We start from the raw sequence: 16,414 nt of genomic DNA, 5'->3' as shown, positions 1-16,414 counted from the left end.
AAACTTTGATACTCTTTCATCTTGAAACTCCTTCTTTTGGTAGAGATAGAAGTTTCAAACCGACCGCCGTATAGGTCAAACCTTGAGGAGTCCCCCGGCAGAGCCGGGGGATTACCTTATTTATTTAAACCAACGAAACGCAATTCAAGGGAATTCATTGGACCTCTCAATACAAGATAGTTTCGGAAATTCTACCTATATTGAGGATGTTTGCAAATAGATAATTTTGAGTATATTGAGGTTATAAGAGAGCGTGGTTAAGGGGGAGATTTGCTACCGCACCTATATGCACCAAAGATACGATTACCCCTTTATCGCCTGCCTTACCTGTTTGCGGCAACAAATGACGTTGTATATTTAATATTATAAATGCAATTCAGATCAAATTAGCAGAATCAAAACTAGCTGGATTGGCCCCGCGAAATGCTTTACCAAGCACTGTTACTTAACTACGGCTTAACTGCTAATTTCGCAATAATGGAAAAGTAGTTGACATAGCCTCAAAGGTAGCGCTACCATTAATTCCATGTTTGGTAGCGCTACCATTGGTTTAAGCGACTACCTGGACAATAAATGAACTCATGAGACCTGGGATGGAAATGCCAACTATGTGTACGCACAAAGAAATCGCAGCCCATACCCGTACGACCATTCACATCAGGTATGGTCTGCACCAGCAAGGAGTTGCCGTCGTACTTGCACTATTGTTTTCGGCGCTTGCAGTTACTGTGGTCAGCGGGATGTTCTGGCCACAACATATTCAGTTCAAGTCGCTTGAAAATCAACTCGAACAACAACGGATGCGTGCGTTGCAAAGAGATGTGCTGGACAAGACCCGCCAGATATTAAGGCTGGATGCGATGGAAAATGATGGCGTCACCAGCCTGGATGGGGCTTGGGCTAAATCTGACGCCACAATAAAGTTAGATGAATTATTACAGCAGGCAGAATCTAGCATTGCCGCACTGACCATCCGGGTTGTGGATGCTCAATCCCGCTACAACCTTATGAATCTGGCGACTGGTGGCAAGATCAATGAGGGCCAGGTGAGCAATTACCGGCGATTGCTTCAGATATTGAAAATAGATACCGCCCTGGCGGAACTGACAGCAACTGCTATCGCCGCTACCCAATCGACGGGGACAGCAGGTGAAAATATATTCGCCCTCGTTCACATTGATGATCTCGTCACTATCCCCGGATATACCTCTCAGATACTGTCCAGGCTCAGGGAGTTTGTCGTGCTGTTGCCTGAACCTACTGCCTTGAATGTCAATACAGCCTCGTTAGTGTTGCTATTCGCCGTTACCGGATCACAGCAAAACACGATGATGCTGTCACAAGCGCGGCAGCAGCAGGTAATACGCAAGCGCGCCGAAATAACGCAACGATCGCAACAACCCCAACAACCCCAACAACCCCAACAACCCCAACAACCCCAACAACCCCAACAACCCCAACAACCCCAACAATCGGACGAAGCATTGCTGGTGAAGGACACTTTCCTGGATGTAAAAAGTGACTATTTTCTAGTGGAACAGCAGATCAGGCTGGGTCGCATGAGCTTGTCTTCAGAAGCCCTTATCCGGCGCAAGACAGGGGGGCGTTTTCCTGACACCCAGGCGCGCGATGACGTTTTACCTACCGCTGTTATCTGGATGCGTAAAAGCTGAGGCGAATTGATTTCAACACTCACGACCAGTCAGCTTTGCTCTGGTGCCAGCGGCGTACGCGGGCCACCGCCGATATTTGCCGTGGAATACCCCATGCATCAAATTCGTGCATTATCAAATTCAATCAGCATAAAAAAATGGAGACAACAATGATTAAGACAAGAAACTCGAATCCCGCAAAAGTTAAACTGCTTATAGCCGGATTGCTGCTGGGGCTTACCTTCTGCCATCAGGCGCAGGCAGCATCCGCCTCGGCCAACCCTGCCGATGCAAGCAACAAGCACATTTATGTAGATCAGTATGATCTCTCTACAAATCTGTGGGGTATCAGCGGGGCAGGTACGAACTGGTCTGAAACCATCTTTACCAATTCAACCAGTACCATGGACGGGGCGGGTTATAAATGGACGGGATTTGGCGGTGATACAAGTACAGTCAAGTCATACCCAAGCATACGCCGGGGTGCCAGCAATAGTCAGAATAATCCGGCCACGTCTGGCTTGCCTTATCAGTTCGGCGCCAATACAAAAAACGTCGATGTGCTATGGAGCTTTGCCACAGCGGGCTACGATGGAACGGGCAATATTGTTGGCACCTACAACCATGCCATCGACGTCTTCTTCCATTCATCCAACATCTGGAATACGAGTTACCTCAAAGGAGAAATCATGGTCATACCTGACTCCTCTGCTAACTCGCAGACCGCAGGCTGGGGTGTTAAAGACGCTGCCAGCTTTGTGCTTGATGGCGAAACCTGGGATGTCTGGCAAGCGACCATGACGTCCAACGGCAATAGCTGGCCTGTCATGCAATTCCGAAAACGGGTGAATGCCCGTTACTTCAATAAAAACCTGAAATATTTTTTTGCAGAAGCAGCGCGAAGGAGGGTCGATGTATTCAAGAGCGCCTACTATGTGATGATGGTAGAGGCAGGAACTGAAGTGAAATCTGGTTCAGGGCACTTCTATAATAAAAATTACCAGGTGAGCGTGTACTGAAAAAACGCTAAAGCATCTGACCAGGCAGCAGGTTTTCCTGCAACCAGACTAAGCGCTTCATGTCGTTGTACACGGCATGAAGCGCTGCAACTACACGACTCCACAGGCTCTTGGTAACAACAAAGCGTTGTTGAAAACCATCATTTTTGTTTAGTAAACTAACTAAACTAAAAGTCGCATTCAGACATTGATTGACCGATTTTTCAAGACAAAGCTACCATCAGATACCGTTTTTACAGCAATTTCTTAAATTTGTTTAGCAGATTATGATGACTTTGTTTTTTTCTCTATCAGCATGGGCATAACCATACGCGACCTGGCCGAAGCCACTGGTTTTTCAGTGGGCACGATTTCCCGTGCGCTCAAAAACCAGACTGGTTTGACAGAAACCACGCGCGCCCTGGTTTTTAATGCTGCGCAAGAAATGGGTTACGACCTGTCAAAGTTAAAGCATGGGCGCATTCGACGTATCGCTTTTCTGTTGCACAGGCAGCACAATAATTTGTCGAGCAGCCCATTTTATTCCATCGTTTTGCACGGGGCAGAAGCTGCCTGCAGGCGAGCCGGCATTGCATTGTCATTTGTCGCCGTGGGCCCGGCTGAGCCAGTGATGGAGCAAATCAGGGTGCATCAGCCGGATGCGATTGTGTGTGCGGGTTTTTTCGAAGCAGAATTATTGCAGGCGATACGCACTTCAGGAAAACCCTTGGTGCTGATTGATATGCATCTGGCCGGTTATACCTCAATTAACCCGAATAATCGTCTGGGCGGTTATTTAGCTACGCAACATTTGATCAACACCGGACGCAAACGCATAGCCATGTTAAGCGGCCCGCATGCGCATTACAGCATACAAGAACGTGTTCATGGTTTTCGCAAGGCCTTGTTTGACGCAAAAATGCTGGCTAATCCAGAATATGAAATTGCGATTCCGCATCAGGCTGAAGAAGAAAAAATAGTCAGGCAGGCAGTGACAGATTTGTTGTCCATGTCTGAGCCACCAGATGCTCTTTTTTGCTACAACGATAATACTGCCCTGACTGCGATGACTGCTTGTCTGGATATGGGATTGAAGGTCCCTGAAGATATCGCCATTGTTGGTTTTGACGATATCCGGGCAGCAGCGAGAGCCCACCCAACTTTAAGCAGTATTGCCGTAGATAAGGAAGGACTGGGCGCAGAAGGCGTGGCTATGCTACTGCGCAATGCACAACCAGAGAGCCTGGAGACCACACTTGCAGTGCAATTGATTGTACGGGGCAGCAGTGTGCAATCTGTTTGAAGATTGAAACTCATCGGACTAAGTCATTAACGCCATATAATTTTTGGAAAAATCATGCGTCGTTCTACCATTTTATTTGCTTCGATTACGTTAATTTGTGTGCCACAACTTTATGCAAAGGCAGGTACTGATCTTGCGGCAGAGGTCAATCCGTTGATAGGGACGACAAATCTGGGCAATACTTTTCCAGGGGCAGTTATGCCTTTTGGTATGTTCAGCTTTAGCCCAGAGACCAGTAGAGGCGAAAAAAACAAGGCAGCGGCTCCGGGGGGCTACTTATACGAAGCCAGAAAAATACGTGGCTTCAGTCTGACGCATTTATCAGGTACAGGTTGTCGTGGTGCCAGTGGTGACATACCTTTCATGCCAGTGACGACAGAGCTCAGTACTTCACCCTCGCTGGACAGCAAGGACGAGCATTATGCCAGTCGCTATTCCCATTTAAATGAAACCGTGCAACCTGGTTACTACAAAGTGCGCATGGAAAATGGCGTACAAAGTGAATTAAGTGCCAGCCTGCGTGCAGGTATTGCGCGCTTTGTCTATCCTTCACAGGGTAAGGCAGCGATTTTGATACGCAATTCTGATTCGCAGTTAGGCAGTTTTGCGGCTAATTTAAAAATTGACACTGCGACGAATACCGTCAGCGGTTCGGTCAGCAGCGGTAACTTTTGCGGATATCTGCACCCTGTGACACGCAGGCCTTATTACACAATTCATTTCGTCGCCCGCTTTAACCAGAAATTCGCGGCAACCGCAACCTGGCAAAACGAGAAAATCATTCCCAATGGTATAGCCGCAGAAGGTGCGACAGAGCTGGATGACAAAGGCTTCCCGCAACTCAACAAAGGTTCCGGTGCCTGGATAGATTTTGGTAATGCCAGAAATGTTGAAGCACGGATTGGTATTTCTTATGTCAGCGTAGCAAATGCCACAGAAAATCTGAATGCAGAAATATCTGCAGAAAAATCTCTGGAGACGGTTGTAAAAGAAACCCGCCAGGCCTGGAATCAGCAATTGGCTAAAATTGATGTGACTGGTGGAGACAAAGACCAGCGCACGATTTTCTATACTGCCTTGTATCACTCCTTGCTGCACCCTAATCTTTTTAGTGACATCAATGGTGAGTATGCAGGTTTTGATCAAAAGACACATAAGGTAAAGGCTCCCCAATTGGCGCAATATGCCAATTTTTCAGGCTGGGATATCTACCGCTCACAAGTGCAATTGATCGCCCTGATCGAACCAAAAATCGCCAGTGATATAGCACAGTCTTTATTGAACCAGGCCCAGCAAAACAATGGTGTGTGGGACCGCTGGACGCATAATAATGGTGCCACTGGCGTCATGAACGGTGATCCTGCTACTGCGTCGGTTGCCAGCATGTACGCATTTGGTGCACGTGATTTTGATGTGGCTACGGCTTTTACCTCGCTCGCTAAAGCGGCGCGCACCCCGACCAAACTGGATTTGTCCAGGGATGGCTGTCCTGTCATGTGTGTAGGGCAAAGACCGGGATTGGATCAATGGATCAAATATGGCTATATGCCACAATCAGCGCCAGGCTGGGGCATGGTATCTGATGCACTGGAATATGCAAGTGCCGACTTTGCGCTGGCCTCATTCGCTGGAAAATTGGGCGATCAGGCTGCGAAGAAAGAATTTCTGGCCCGGGCGCAAAACTGGAAAAATCACTTCAATCCCGCCACTGGTTATCTGCAGGAACGCAAACAGGATGGCCAGTTCGTCGCCGCGTTTGACCCGGCCTCAGACGAGGGCATGGTAGAGGGAAGTGGTGCTCAGTATCTTTGGATGGTGCCATTCAATGCTGATGGCTTGATCAAGACCCTGGGCGGCGTTGAAAAATCCACGCAGCGGCTGGATAAATTTTTCAAAAGTGATTTTGGCGCATGGACACTGACTGTCTCTGGTGCACATCATTCGGAAATGGATAATGAACCCTCGATTGGCGCAGCCTGGCTATATTCTTATGCCGCACAACCCTGGAAAACCCAGGAAGTAGTACGCGAAGTGTTAGGGCAGCTTTGGCACAATCGCCCGGATGGCATACCTGGCAACGATGACCTGGGTCAGATGTCTGCATGGTATGTATGGGCAGCGATGGGCTTGTATCCACAATACCCAGGCCGGGCAGAATTACTGATTGCCAGCCCAACTTTCAAGAAAATCGTGGTTCAACGAAAACAAGGACCATTGACCATCAATACAGATCAGACTGGCACGCAATTTAAATACGTGCAAAGCCTGACCTTGAATGGCAAATCATTGACGAAATCCTGGCTCAATGAAAGTGCTTTGGACGGTAAGCTGAACCTGGATTTTAAACTTGGCAGGGAAGCCAATAAAAAATGGGCGATAAAACCAGGTGAGTTACCACCATCATTTGAATAAATTTAATTCAGGCAGTTGTTGTATTCGTCGCTTTAAAAGAATCCACTGAAAAGGTACATATGATGTTTCGTATTTGCGGGCTAATTTTCCTTGGCGCGGTCATCGCCAACAGTGTTGATGCTGCGCCAGCCAGTAGTTCACGTCCGGTTGATGCCGTCAATGTATTCATAGGCACCGGCGGTGATGGTCATACATTCCCTGGCGCGACACGTCCTTTTGGCATGGTGCAATTAAGTCCCGATACGCAGGTACGACATTTCCGCCAGAGTTATCCCTGGGCGGCTGGCTATCGTTATGAAGATGATTCCATACTTGGCTTCTCGCATACACATTTTTCAGGTACTGGCCATTCTGATCTGGGTGACGTATTGTTGATGCCCTATAGCGGCGACACCAAACTGGAGCCAGGCTATCCAGAACGCCCTTTCAGCGGTTATCGTTCACGTTTTAGCCACAAGGAAGAGCGTGCCGAGCCTGGCTATTATGCAGTCAAGTTGCTGGATCATGAGATTGATGTCGAATTGACGGCGAGTGATAGGGTAGGCATGCACCGCTATCGTTTTGCCAAAGGTGAGGCGGCCAAGTTAATCGTCGATTTGCGTAGCAGTATTTACGATTACAAAACAAAAAATCTTTGGTCCAGCATTCGCGTACGCAAGGACGGTATTATCACCGGCATGCGTGAAACCCGTGGCTGGGCGGCAGGTCGCCAGGTTTATTTTGCCATGCAATTTTCACGGCCATTATCGACGCGTGAAATCCATAACCGTGAAGATGCAGTCGAATACCGAGGCTTTGCCGGGCCGGGCAGCGGCCCGCAGGATAAAGCCAAAGTCGAAGGCAAGGCGCTGGTTGCCGCGCTGGATTTTGGTGTTCCCGACGACCAGACTCTGATGGTCAAAGTGGCGATTTCAGCTGTCAGTGAAGATGGCGCCATTGCAAACTTGGCTGAAATTCAGGATTGGGACTTTACAGCGCAGCGCGCCAAGTCGAAGCAGGCCTGGGACGATGCCCTGTCAGCAGTCAGTATTGAAGCAAAACCAGAGATGCGCACCAAGGCTTACACCGCCTTGTACCACAGCATGATGGGTCCCAGCCTGTTTATGGATGTGGATGGCCGTTACCGTGGGCCGGATAATCAGGTCCATCAGGCCGATGGCTTCCGTTTTCATTCCACCTTTTCCTTATGGGACACTTACCGTGCTCTCCATCCTTTATTGACCTTGATACAGCCAGCCCAGCGCAATGCTGATTTTGTGCGCTCGTTGCTGGCATCCCAGCAATATAGTCCTGAGGGCATACTGCCGGTATGGCAATTCCATGGCCTGGAAACCTGGTGCATGATAGGCTATCACGCGGTACCCGTGATAGCTGATGCCTACATGAAGGGTATTCCAGGTTTTGATGCAGATAGCGCATTGAATGCAATGATGGCCAGCGCTGAATATGGCCCTTATGGCGGCTTAAAGCATTATATGAAACTGGGTTATGTGCCAACCGATCTGGAACCAGAAGCCGCATCCAAAACCGTAGAATATGCTTTTGATGACTGGACAATCGCGCGTATGGCCGAGAAGATGGGCAAGGCTGATATCGCGAAAAAATATTATGCCCGTGCCCAGAATTTCCGCAATGTGTTTGATACCAAGACCGGCTTTATCCGTGCGCGTAAATCGAATGGTGAATTCCGTGTCCCTTTTGACCCGACCGTATCCAATTTTGGCAGTGATTATACCGAAGGCAGTGCATGGCAATATTCATGGTATATGCCGCATGATAATGCCGGCCTGATCAGCATGCTGGGAGGTGATGCTGCTGCCATCTCGAAAATTGATCAGGTATTCGATGCAAAAGTGGATCACAAAGTCTATGCGCACATGGAAGATATTTCCGGCCTGATAGGGCATTACGCTCATGGTAATGAACCTTCACATCATGTCGCTTATTTATATAATTACTTCGGCGCCCCATGGAAAACGCAGCAACGCTTGCAGCAAATCATGCAAAGCCAGTATCAGGCCAAACCTGATGGATTGTCTGGCAATGATGATCTTGGCCAGATGTCTGCCTGGTTTGTTTTCACAAGTCTTGGTTTTTACCCGGTTGCTCCCGGTAGTAATGAATACATACTTGGTCGCCCGTTTCTGGATAAAACGACACTGCAATTACCGAATGGCAAACAGTTCACCATACGCGCCCAGAATCTGAGTGATGCTCACCCTTATGTGGCAAGCGTCAGTTTGAATGGGAAAGTGCTGGATCAAAACTATCTGCGTCATGAACAAATCATGGCAGGTGGCGAGCTGGTGTTTGTCATGCAGGCTGAGCCAAACAAGAAGTGGGGCAATCTCAAGGATGCGCGACCCTATACACAAACACCATATCAATGAGGCCGATGATGAATAAATCAGCACACACGTATTGGGGACAATTCATACCACTGGTGACGGTATTCTTTTTCTGGGGCTTTGTCGCAGCCAGCAATGATATTTTAATCCCTGTGTTCAAGGCAGCGTTCCATCTGTCGCAAACACAAAGCCAGTTTGTATCGCTTGCTTTTTATGTTGCCTATACGGTTGGCTCCTTGCTATACCTGCTGGTTTCTGCCGTGCTTAAACAGGATCTGATACAGAAGATAGGTTACAAAAACGGATTGGCACTAGGGCTTTGCATATCTGCGCTGGGTACTTTGTTATTTTATCCGGCAGCTAATTCAAGTTCGTTTGCATTAATGCTATCTGGTCTGTTTATCGTGGGCCTGGGGTTTTCATTGCAGCAAACGGCGGCTAATCCACTGGCGATTGCCTTGGGTTCGCGCGAAACCGGCTCACAACGACTGACCCTTGCTGGTGGGATTAATAATTTTGGTACCACCATAGGCCCGTTGATAGTGAGCTTTGCCATATTTGGTACACCATCTTCAAACAATACGGTCGCCAGTATAGAAAGCGTCAAAATACCTTACCTGGTTTTGGGGCTGGTATTTTTCCTGGTTGCTGTTTTCCTCAAATTTTCATCTTTGCCTGACCGCCCGGCACTGGAAGAAGAAGCGCAAGACAGCCATACACATGGCCCTAGCTCTGCATTGCAGTTCCCGCAATTGGTCTTGGGCATGCTTGCGATTTTTGTCTATGTGGGTGTCGAGGTATCCACTGCCAGTAATCTACCTGCCTATATGGAACTGACTCAGGGCTATCTGACCAAGGATATCGCACCATTCATTTCGCTGTATTGGGGCAGTTTAATGATAGGCCGCTGGACGGGCGCGGTCGAGGCTTTTCAGTTGAGTGACGGCGCAGCAAAGCTGGCGAAATTTCTTGCCCCGTATCTGGCCTTCAGCGTGTTTCTTGCTGTGAACGCGATAGCGCAACATGAGTTAAACCGTTTTTATGTATATGGTGCTGTTGTCCTGGTGTTGATTTTTGCTGACCTTGCCAGCAAGGGAAATCCTGCAAACATGCTGGGCATTTTCTCTGCACTGGGTATTTCTGCTTTGATACTTGGTATGTGCACCAGCGGCATGGTAAGCATTTATGCATTCACCAGCATAGGTTTGTTTTGTAGCACTTTGTGGCCTTGCATTTTCTCTTTGGCTATCAGCGGTCTCGGCAAGCATACGGGGCAGGGTAGCAATTTCCTGATCATGATGATCATGGGCGGCGGTGTTGTGAGCTGGCTGCAAGGCTTTGTTGCCGATAAAGTCGGTATACAAATGAGCTATATCGTCGGCGTAGGCTGTTTTTCTTATCTGGCTTTTTATTCCTGGAAGGTAAAAACCATCTTGGCCAGACAGGGAATAGATTTACAAAGAAAAGCAACTACCGCGCATTAATTACCCCAGCAACTCCAGATCATGACAATGACTTTTCCAGATTTTCGTGCTGCCAGTATCTTGACTGAGCACATAGCGCACACCATGCGTTTTTATCATCCACGCTGCATAGATATCAGCGGTGGCTTTTATCATTATTTTAAAGATGACGGCCAGGTTTATGATGCGACCTCGCGTCATTTGGTCAGCAGTACTCGTTTCATCTTTGATTATGCAATGGCCTACCGGCAGTTTTCTGATCCACGTTATTTGCAGATGGTGCAACACGGTGTCACATTCTTGCGCGAAGTGCACCGTGATGCCGTCAATGGCGGCTATGCCTGGCAACTGAGTTGGGACAATGGCAAGAAACATATCATTGACGATAATAATCATTGCTATGGCCTGGCCTTTGTTTTGCTCGCCTATTCCCACGCAGTAATGGCAGGCATGGATGAGGCACGTGCTTATATCGATGAAACCGTGGCTCTCATGGAAGAAAAGTTCTGGCTACCAGAATTTGAACTCTATGCAGACCAGGCCAGTGCGGACTGGACGCACCTCGACACTTATCGCGGTCAGAATGCCAATATGCATAGCTGTGAAGCGATGCTGGCAGCCTATCAGGCGACTGGTGAAGTCAAGCATCTGCATCGCGCGGAAGTGATAGCCAAATCCATCACCCAGCGACAAGCCTCTCAAGCCGGCGGCATGATATGGGAACATTACGATAATGCCTGGCAGATAGACTGGAAATACAATCTTGAGGACAAGGCAAATCTATTCCGTCCTTGGGGGTTTCAACCAGGGCATTTCACTGAATGGTCTAAACTTCTGGTACTGCTGGATGCAGAGGCTGCAAATTTACAAGGCGATTCAGCGTGGATTTTACCAGCAGCCGAGCGCCTGTTTGACATAGCACTGGATCTCGCCTGGGATCAGAAGTATGGTGGCATTTGCTATGGCTTTGCTCCAGATCACAGTATTTGCGATGGCGATAAATACTTTTGGGTGCAGGCTGAGTCAATCGCTGCTGCAGCTTGCCTGGCACAACGCACAGGTAAGCAAAAATACTGGGACTGGTACGACAAAATCTGGCAATACAGCTGGACGCATTTTGTTGATCACCAGTACGGTGCCTGGTACCGCATCCTGGATAACAGTAACCATAAAATCAGCGATGAAAAAAGCCCAGCCGGAAAGACTGATTACCATACCATGGGTGCATGTTATGAAGTGTTGAATGTATTGAAACTGGGCAAACATCATGACTGACTTTCCTCAATTTGTCTGTGCTGGTGAAGCTTTGACCGACATGCTGCGTACTGGCCCAAATGACTGGAAAAGCCTGGTCGGCGGCTCCACCTGGAATGTCGCCCGTAATCTGGCAAAACTAGGCTTGCGCACAGGTTTTGCCGGGGCTATCAGTGAAGATGTGTTTGGCGATGCATTGTATGCAGCCAATAAGCAGGCTGGCCTGGACATGCGTTTGCTACAACGCTTTCAAAAATCACCCTTGCTCGCGATTGTTGCTGAGACCGCGCCACCAAAGTACTTCTTCATTGGCGAAGACAGTGCTGATCTATATTTTGCACCTGCGGCTTTACCAGATGGATGGAACCGCGATTTGCAATGGGTACATTTTGGTGGCATCAGCTTGGCGCGCGAGCCATTGGCAACAACATTGATTTCATTGGCAAGGCAATGCAAAAAGGATGGGGTAAAGATCAGTTATGACCCCAATTTCCGTAATCTGATGGACGACAGATACGACGCTACTTTGCGCACAATGACGCAATTGGCTGACGTAATAAAAATATCTGATGATGATTTACGTGGGCTTTTTCGCCAGGAAAACGCCGACATGGCCTTGGCACAATTACGTGAATTCAATCCCGAAGCGGTTTATCTGTATACCCGAGGTGCAGCAGGAGCTTCTTTGCATCTAGGCGATCAGACCTGGCAAGCATTGCCACCCCAGATCAATGTCATCGACACGATAGGCGCTGGCGATGCCAGTATCGCGGGCTTGCTTTATAGCTTGCACAAGACACCAGAGAAAACCTGGCAAGAACACCTGGATTTCTCTGTCGCCAGCGGTGCAGCAGCATGTTTGGCGGCTGGTGCGCAAGCGCCTAGTCTTGAGCAAGTGTCGGCCCTGTACGAAAAAATCAAGAAAAATTAACCCGGAGAATTTTCTATGTTGAAGACCTTACGCATCAGTTGTGCCTTACTCTTTTTTACGCTTGGCAGTACCTTAGCTCATGCAGAAAACAGCATGACTGAAGCGCAATCGCAGCTCATGGCCAACAAGGTAAAGCGCGAAACCCAACATGCCTGGCAAGCATATAAGCAATTTGCCTGGGGTCATGACGCAGTAAAACCATTGAGCCGCACGCCACATGACTGGTATGGCACTTCACTGTTGATGACACCGGTGGATGCCTTGGATACTTTCCTGATCATGGGCTTGAAAAAAGAAGCAAAAGAAGCGCAAGACCTGATCGTCTCCAAGCTCAATTTTGACCAGGATATTTATGTACAGAATTTTGAAATCACGATTCGCTTGCTGGGTGGCCTGCTATCCGCTTACCAAATAACAAAAGACCAGCGTTTGCTGAATCTCGCAGAAGACCTGGGGCAGCGATTATTGCCGGTATTTGAAACACCTACAGGCTTGCCCTATACCCATGTGAATCTCAAGACCGGCCAAGTGCGTGGCAATGTCAGCAACCCGGCAGAGACAGGTACGCTGCTATTAGAATTTGGTATGCTGAGCAAACTCAGCAACAAGCCTATCTATTTCCAAAAGGCGAAAAAGGCATTGGTGGCAACCTATGAGCGCCGCTCGTCCATCGGCCTGGTTGGTGCGCGCATAAATGTAGAAACAGGGGAGTGGGCCGACCAGAACTCTCACATCGGTGGTGGTATCGACTCTTACTACGAGTACATCTATAAATGCTGGCGCTTGTTTGGCGATGCCGATTGCAAGGCCATGTGGGATACCAGTATAGACAGCGTTAACCGTTATCTCGGAGATGAGGTCGATAGCGGATTCTGGTACGGGCGTGCAAACATGCAAAGTGGGGCACGCACGGCAAGCCGCTATGGCGCACTTGATGCGTTCATGCCCGCGCTGCTGGTATTGAGTGGCGATGTGGAACGCGCTAAGCGATTACAGGATTCTGGTTTGAAGATGTGGCGAATACATGGTATTGAACCAGAGTCGCTTGACTATAAGACTATGACCGTCACTTCTGGCAGTTATCATTTGCGGCCAGAAATTATTGAGTCAGCCTATTACCTGTATCGCACTACTGGTGACGCAAAATACCGCCTCATGGGTAAGGAATTTTTTGAAGACTTCGTGAAATATTGCCGCAGCGAGTCTGGTTATGCAGCCTTGAAAGATGTGCGTAGCAAAGAAAAAGACGATTCCATGGAAAGCTTCTTGTTTGCCGAAACCTTCAAATATTATTACCTTTTGTTTGCGCCAAAATCTGCCCTGGATTTCGATAAAGTTACTTTTAATACTGAGGCGCACCCGTTACAGATAAAGTAAATTTTTCTGTGAATTTAAATTTGTAAAAGTATAAAAGGCTTGATGACTGCATTCTTGCTCTCGTTTTCACCAAGTTATGACGTCACATCAATTTTATACTTTTCAATTAATGGTCAGCATAAGGTTTATTAGGACTTACGCAAAACCGCCCCAAGTTTGCAGTCTACCGAACTTCCAAATTCGTCATACCCGCGCAGGCGGGTATCCATGCCTGATCGGCCCCATCGGTCTACGGTTGAACAACGATGGATTCCCGCTAAAAGCATGCGGGAATGACGGTTTGGGGTTCGCTGTATTTATTGTGCTCATTGAGATCTGTGCATGGCCGAAGCAAAAATCGTCGAGGCCAATTTTGCGTAAGTCCTATTTATATCCAGAACCAAAGCATGGAACGTAAAAACGCACATTAAAGTATAAAAATATAAACATGCCTCTTGCAAACATGAATGAGAATCATTATTATTTGTTTTTTGCATTTGTTTATGCCATTCTGGTCGCGCATAGCCAATTGCACTCCCTACAGGCATGTTTGAATGGTAAAAATGGAAAAGAAAATTAGACTCAACTCGATGAATTCGGGAGAAATACCGGGTCTGGCCGAACAGTTGCAGCGAGCAGGATTGCGCCCGACTGTTGGCCGCGTAGGAATGCTGGCGGCAATTATACAAATTGGCGAAGGCTACCATTATCCAGAAGACATTTTAAGGGAACTGTTAAGACAGGGCAGGTTAGGTAGTATCACAACAATTTACAGGGTACTCGCCGATCTGACGTCGATCAATTTTTTGCAGCGCTCTTTTGATGTAGAAGGTAAGGCCAAATACCGATTAGCTCATGCAAGCATCGCTGCCGAAGAAATATGTCTGGTCTGTGAGCAATCAGGGCGCAGTATCACTGTCCATGAAAGTGAACTCCGGGGGAAATTAGATCAGCTGGTGCGTCAGCATGGTATGGAAACATCATCATCACCTTTATTAATACGAGTCAATGCAGCAACAAAACTAGAAAATGCCGGGCATAAGTAGCAGCAATCCAGAATGACATCGGCATTTGTTATGTCTGTTCTGCCAGAGATGCCGGCAACATGGGGCTAGTAAATTTCAAAGCTTCCGGCGTAATATCCTGCCTCAATTTCTGCAGATCTGGAATAGTCCTGTATCTGAAAACAGGGTAGCCAGCGGCTATCAAGAAAGATTCTCGTATTGCATCTTCCTTTTCCCGTCCATTGTGGCTGGAGTCATCATATTCGACGATGGCAATTGCCCCAAATGCCCTGGTGCAGATAACGAAATCTGCATATTTTCTGCAGTATCTATTCCTGACTGCCTTATCATTCGTTTCAAGCAAAGCACTGAACGATACCTGCGCCAACACCACATAGTCAGGGAAGGCTTTCACCAGTTGCCCATACATAGGCTGCTCCCGCATGGAGAGCACCGGCCTTTTTCGTGTTGATATCCCAACAGCGCACAATGACGCAAACACTTCTGCAGTTCTGTACTTGTCTGGATTTTTTCTTTGTTTAAGTATTTGCCAGTAAGTAACGGCCATCGCCACAAATAGCAGCCCGATGATCAGGATCATCACCGCGTTGAAAAGTGACAAGGGTAGTGCTTCCAGGATTTGTTTGCTTGTGCCCGGCATAATATGAATTAAATATTTGGCAATATTTAATTATAAACAATTAACTTGCCGTAATGCGTGATTTTGGACTTGATACGTTGCCTTGTAGTGACAGGCTTGATTCGAATCTATGTTGCGAGAATGGATCAACCGCATCTACATAGCGCATCGCACTTTGTACGCTTTTCCAGCCCACGTACTCCATCAGCGTTTTTAAATCCCAGCCATTGCTGCTCGCCCAATTCGCAAATCCACGCCTGAGTGAGTGTGCCGAGTAATCATCTGCATTAATTACACCTGCATCTTCGAAGATGGTGCGTAGCAGAGGGATCAGGCTATCCATATGCAAGCCTTCATCTCCAATATGCCCCCAGCGATTGATAGACCTGAATACTGGCCCTGATGTGAGTCCCGCTAATTCTTTCCAGGCCGTATAAGCGGCAACAGGGCAAAGCTGCTTTAGCGCAGGTGCTTTAAAAGTGCTCCCCTTATTTTGGCGATCACTTTTTGTATGCGGCAAGAACAAACTCATACCTTGGCCTGGAACGATATCTATGTATTCAATCTGTAGCCGCGTCAGTTCATCGCCACGAAACCCTCTCCAAAACCCAAGCAGCAATAAAGCACGGTTTCTGGTGTGCCTTAATTCTGCGGCAAGGTCGCCAGATGCGTTTGCAGCGGCAATTGCATTCTCCAGCCAACGGTCAACCGGAGCAAGCTGCTCAAGCTGGAACGGCTTGGCTTGTTTTTCCTGGGCAGGATTTTCTCGTTGTATGCCGCGAAGTATTTTTTTTATCAGCGGTGCTTTGGTTGGATCAGCAAAGCCCTGGTCTATATGCCACTGAGCTAATGCAGCAAGCCGCTGACGCAATGTATTCATCGCCAGTGATTCTGCATGATCAACCAGGTATTGAGCGATATTTTCGCTCGTCGCGGGCAAAAATCCACCCCATTCGATTTCGTAATGCCTGACCGCTGCCTGATAGGCAGCGCGCGTATTGTCGCGCGTGCCAGCGTGTAAGTAGTGATCGATTTTGCTCATAAGCCTGCCGA

Annotated in this window: 12 protein-coding genes; 10 read left to right on the top strand and 2 right to left on the bottom strand. The window is 48.0% G+C overall.

Features of this window, described 5'->3' with window-relative positions; genetic code table 11:
- The first annotated feature begins 593 nt into the window (after positions 1-593).
- From gspK to ACO0LI_RS12475, 10 genes are all read left to right on the top strand, one after another.
- Positions 594-1,673, top strand: a complete 1,080-nt coding sequence (gene gspK, locus ACO0LI_RS12520; protein WP_423032818.1) for a type II secretion system minor pseudopilin GspK — start codon at positions 594-596, stop codon at positions 1,671-1,673.
- Positions 1,674-1,822: 149 nt separating this feature from the next.
- Positions 1,823-2,671 carry a hypothetical protein gene (locus ACO0LI_RS12515; protein WP_422949937.1) on the top strand — a complete coding sequence of 283 codons (849 nt, stop codon included), beginning with the start codon at positions 1,823-1,825 and terminating at the stop codon, positions 2,669-2,671.
- A gap of 295 nt (positions 2,672-2,966) precedes the next feature.
- Positions 2,967-3,953, top strand: a complete 987-nt coding sequence (locus tag ACO0LI_RS12510) for a LacI family DNA-binding transcriptional regulator (RefSeq protein WP_422949936.1) — start codon at positions 2,967-2,969, stop codon at positions 3,951-3,953.
- A 54-nt stretch (positions 3,954-4,007) separates the two neighbouring features.
- On the top strand, positions 4,008-6,365 hold the full coding sequence (locus ACO0LI_RS12505; RefSeq protein WP_422949935.1) for a GH92 family glycosyl hydrolase: 2,358 nt from the start codon (positions 4,008-4,010) through the stop codon (positions 6,363-6,365).
- Positions 6,366-6,427: 62 nt separating this feature from the next.
- Positions 6,428-8,755, top strand: coding sequence for a GH92 family glycosyl hydrolase (locus ACO0LI_RS12500; protein WP_423032817.1), 2,328 nt, complete (start codon positions 6,428-6,430; stop codon positions 8,753-8,755).
- Between the two features lie 8 nt (positions 8,756-8,763).
- Complete coding sequence (locus tag ACO0LI_RS12495; protein ID WP_423032816.1) at positions 8,764-10,197, top strand: MFS transporter; 1,434 nt, start codon at positions 8,764-8,766, stop codon at positions 10,195-10,197.
- A gap of 21 nt (positions 10,198-10,218) precedes the next feature.
- A complete protein-coding gene (locus ACO0LI_RS12490; RefSeq protein ID WP_423032815.1) occupies positions 10,219-11,451 on the top strand; it encodes an AGE family epimerase/isomerase in 1,233 nt (410 codons plus the stop codon).
- The gene (locus ACO0LI_RS12485) at positions 11,444-12,361 is read left to right on the top strand and encodes a carbohydrate kinase family protein (protein ID WP_423032814.1); all 918 of its coding nucleotides are present in this window, start codon (positions 11,444-11,446) and stop codon (positions 12,359-12,361) included. Before ACO0LI_RS12490 ends, ACO0LI_RS12485 begins: the two co-directional genes overlap by 8 nt.
- A gap of 93 nt (positions 12,362-12,454) precedes the next feature.
- A complete protein-coding gene (locus ACO0LI_RS12480; protein ID WP_423032813.1) occupies positions 12,455-13,738 on the top strand; it encodes a glycoside hydrolase family 47 protein in 1,284 nt (427 codons plus the stop codon).
- A 542-nt stretch (positions 13,739-14,280) separates the two neighbouring features.
- Entirely contained in the window at positions 14,281-14,763 is a 483-nt protein-coding gene (locus tag ACO0LI_RS12475) for a Fur family transcriptional regulator (protein ID WP_423032812.1), read from the top strand.
- 28 nt (positions 14,764-14,791) lie between these two features.
- Here ACO0LI_RS12475 and ACO0LI_RS12470 read toward each other — a convergent pair whose 3' ends face one another.
- The gene (locus tag ACO0LI_RS12470; protein WP_423032811.1) at positions 14,792-15,382 is read right to left on the bottom strand and encodes a DUF2726 domain-containing protein; all 591 of its coding nucleotides are present in this window, start codon (positions 15,380-15,382) and stop codon (positions 14,792-14,794) included.
- Positions 15,383-15,422: 40 nt separating this feature from the next.
- Positions 15,423-16,403, bottom strand: coding sequence for a site-specific integrase (locus ACO0LI_RS12465; RefSeq protein WP_423032810.1), 981 nt, complete (start codon positions 16,401-16,403; stop codon positions 15,423-15,425).
- Positions 16,404-16,414 lie beyond the last annotated feature (11 nt).

It is taken from the genome of Undibacterium sp. Tian12W (assembly GCF_049339405.1).
Taxonomy (GTDB): domain Bacteria; phylum Pseudomonadota; class Gammaproteobacteria; order Burkholderiales; family Burkholderiaceae_D; genus Undibacterium.
This window is presented reverse-complemented; position numbering and strand designations above follow the sequence as displayed.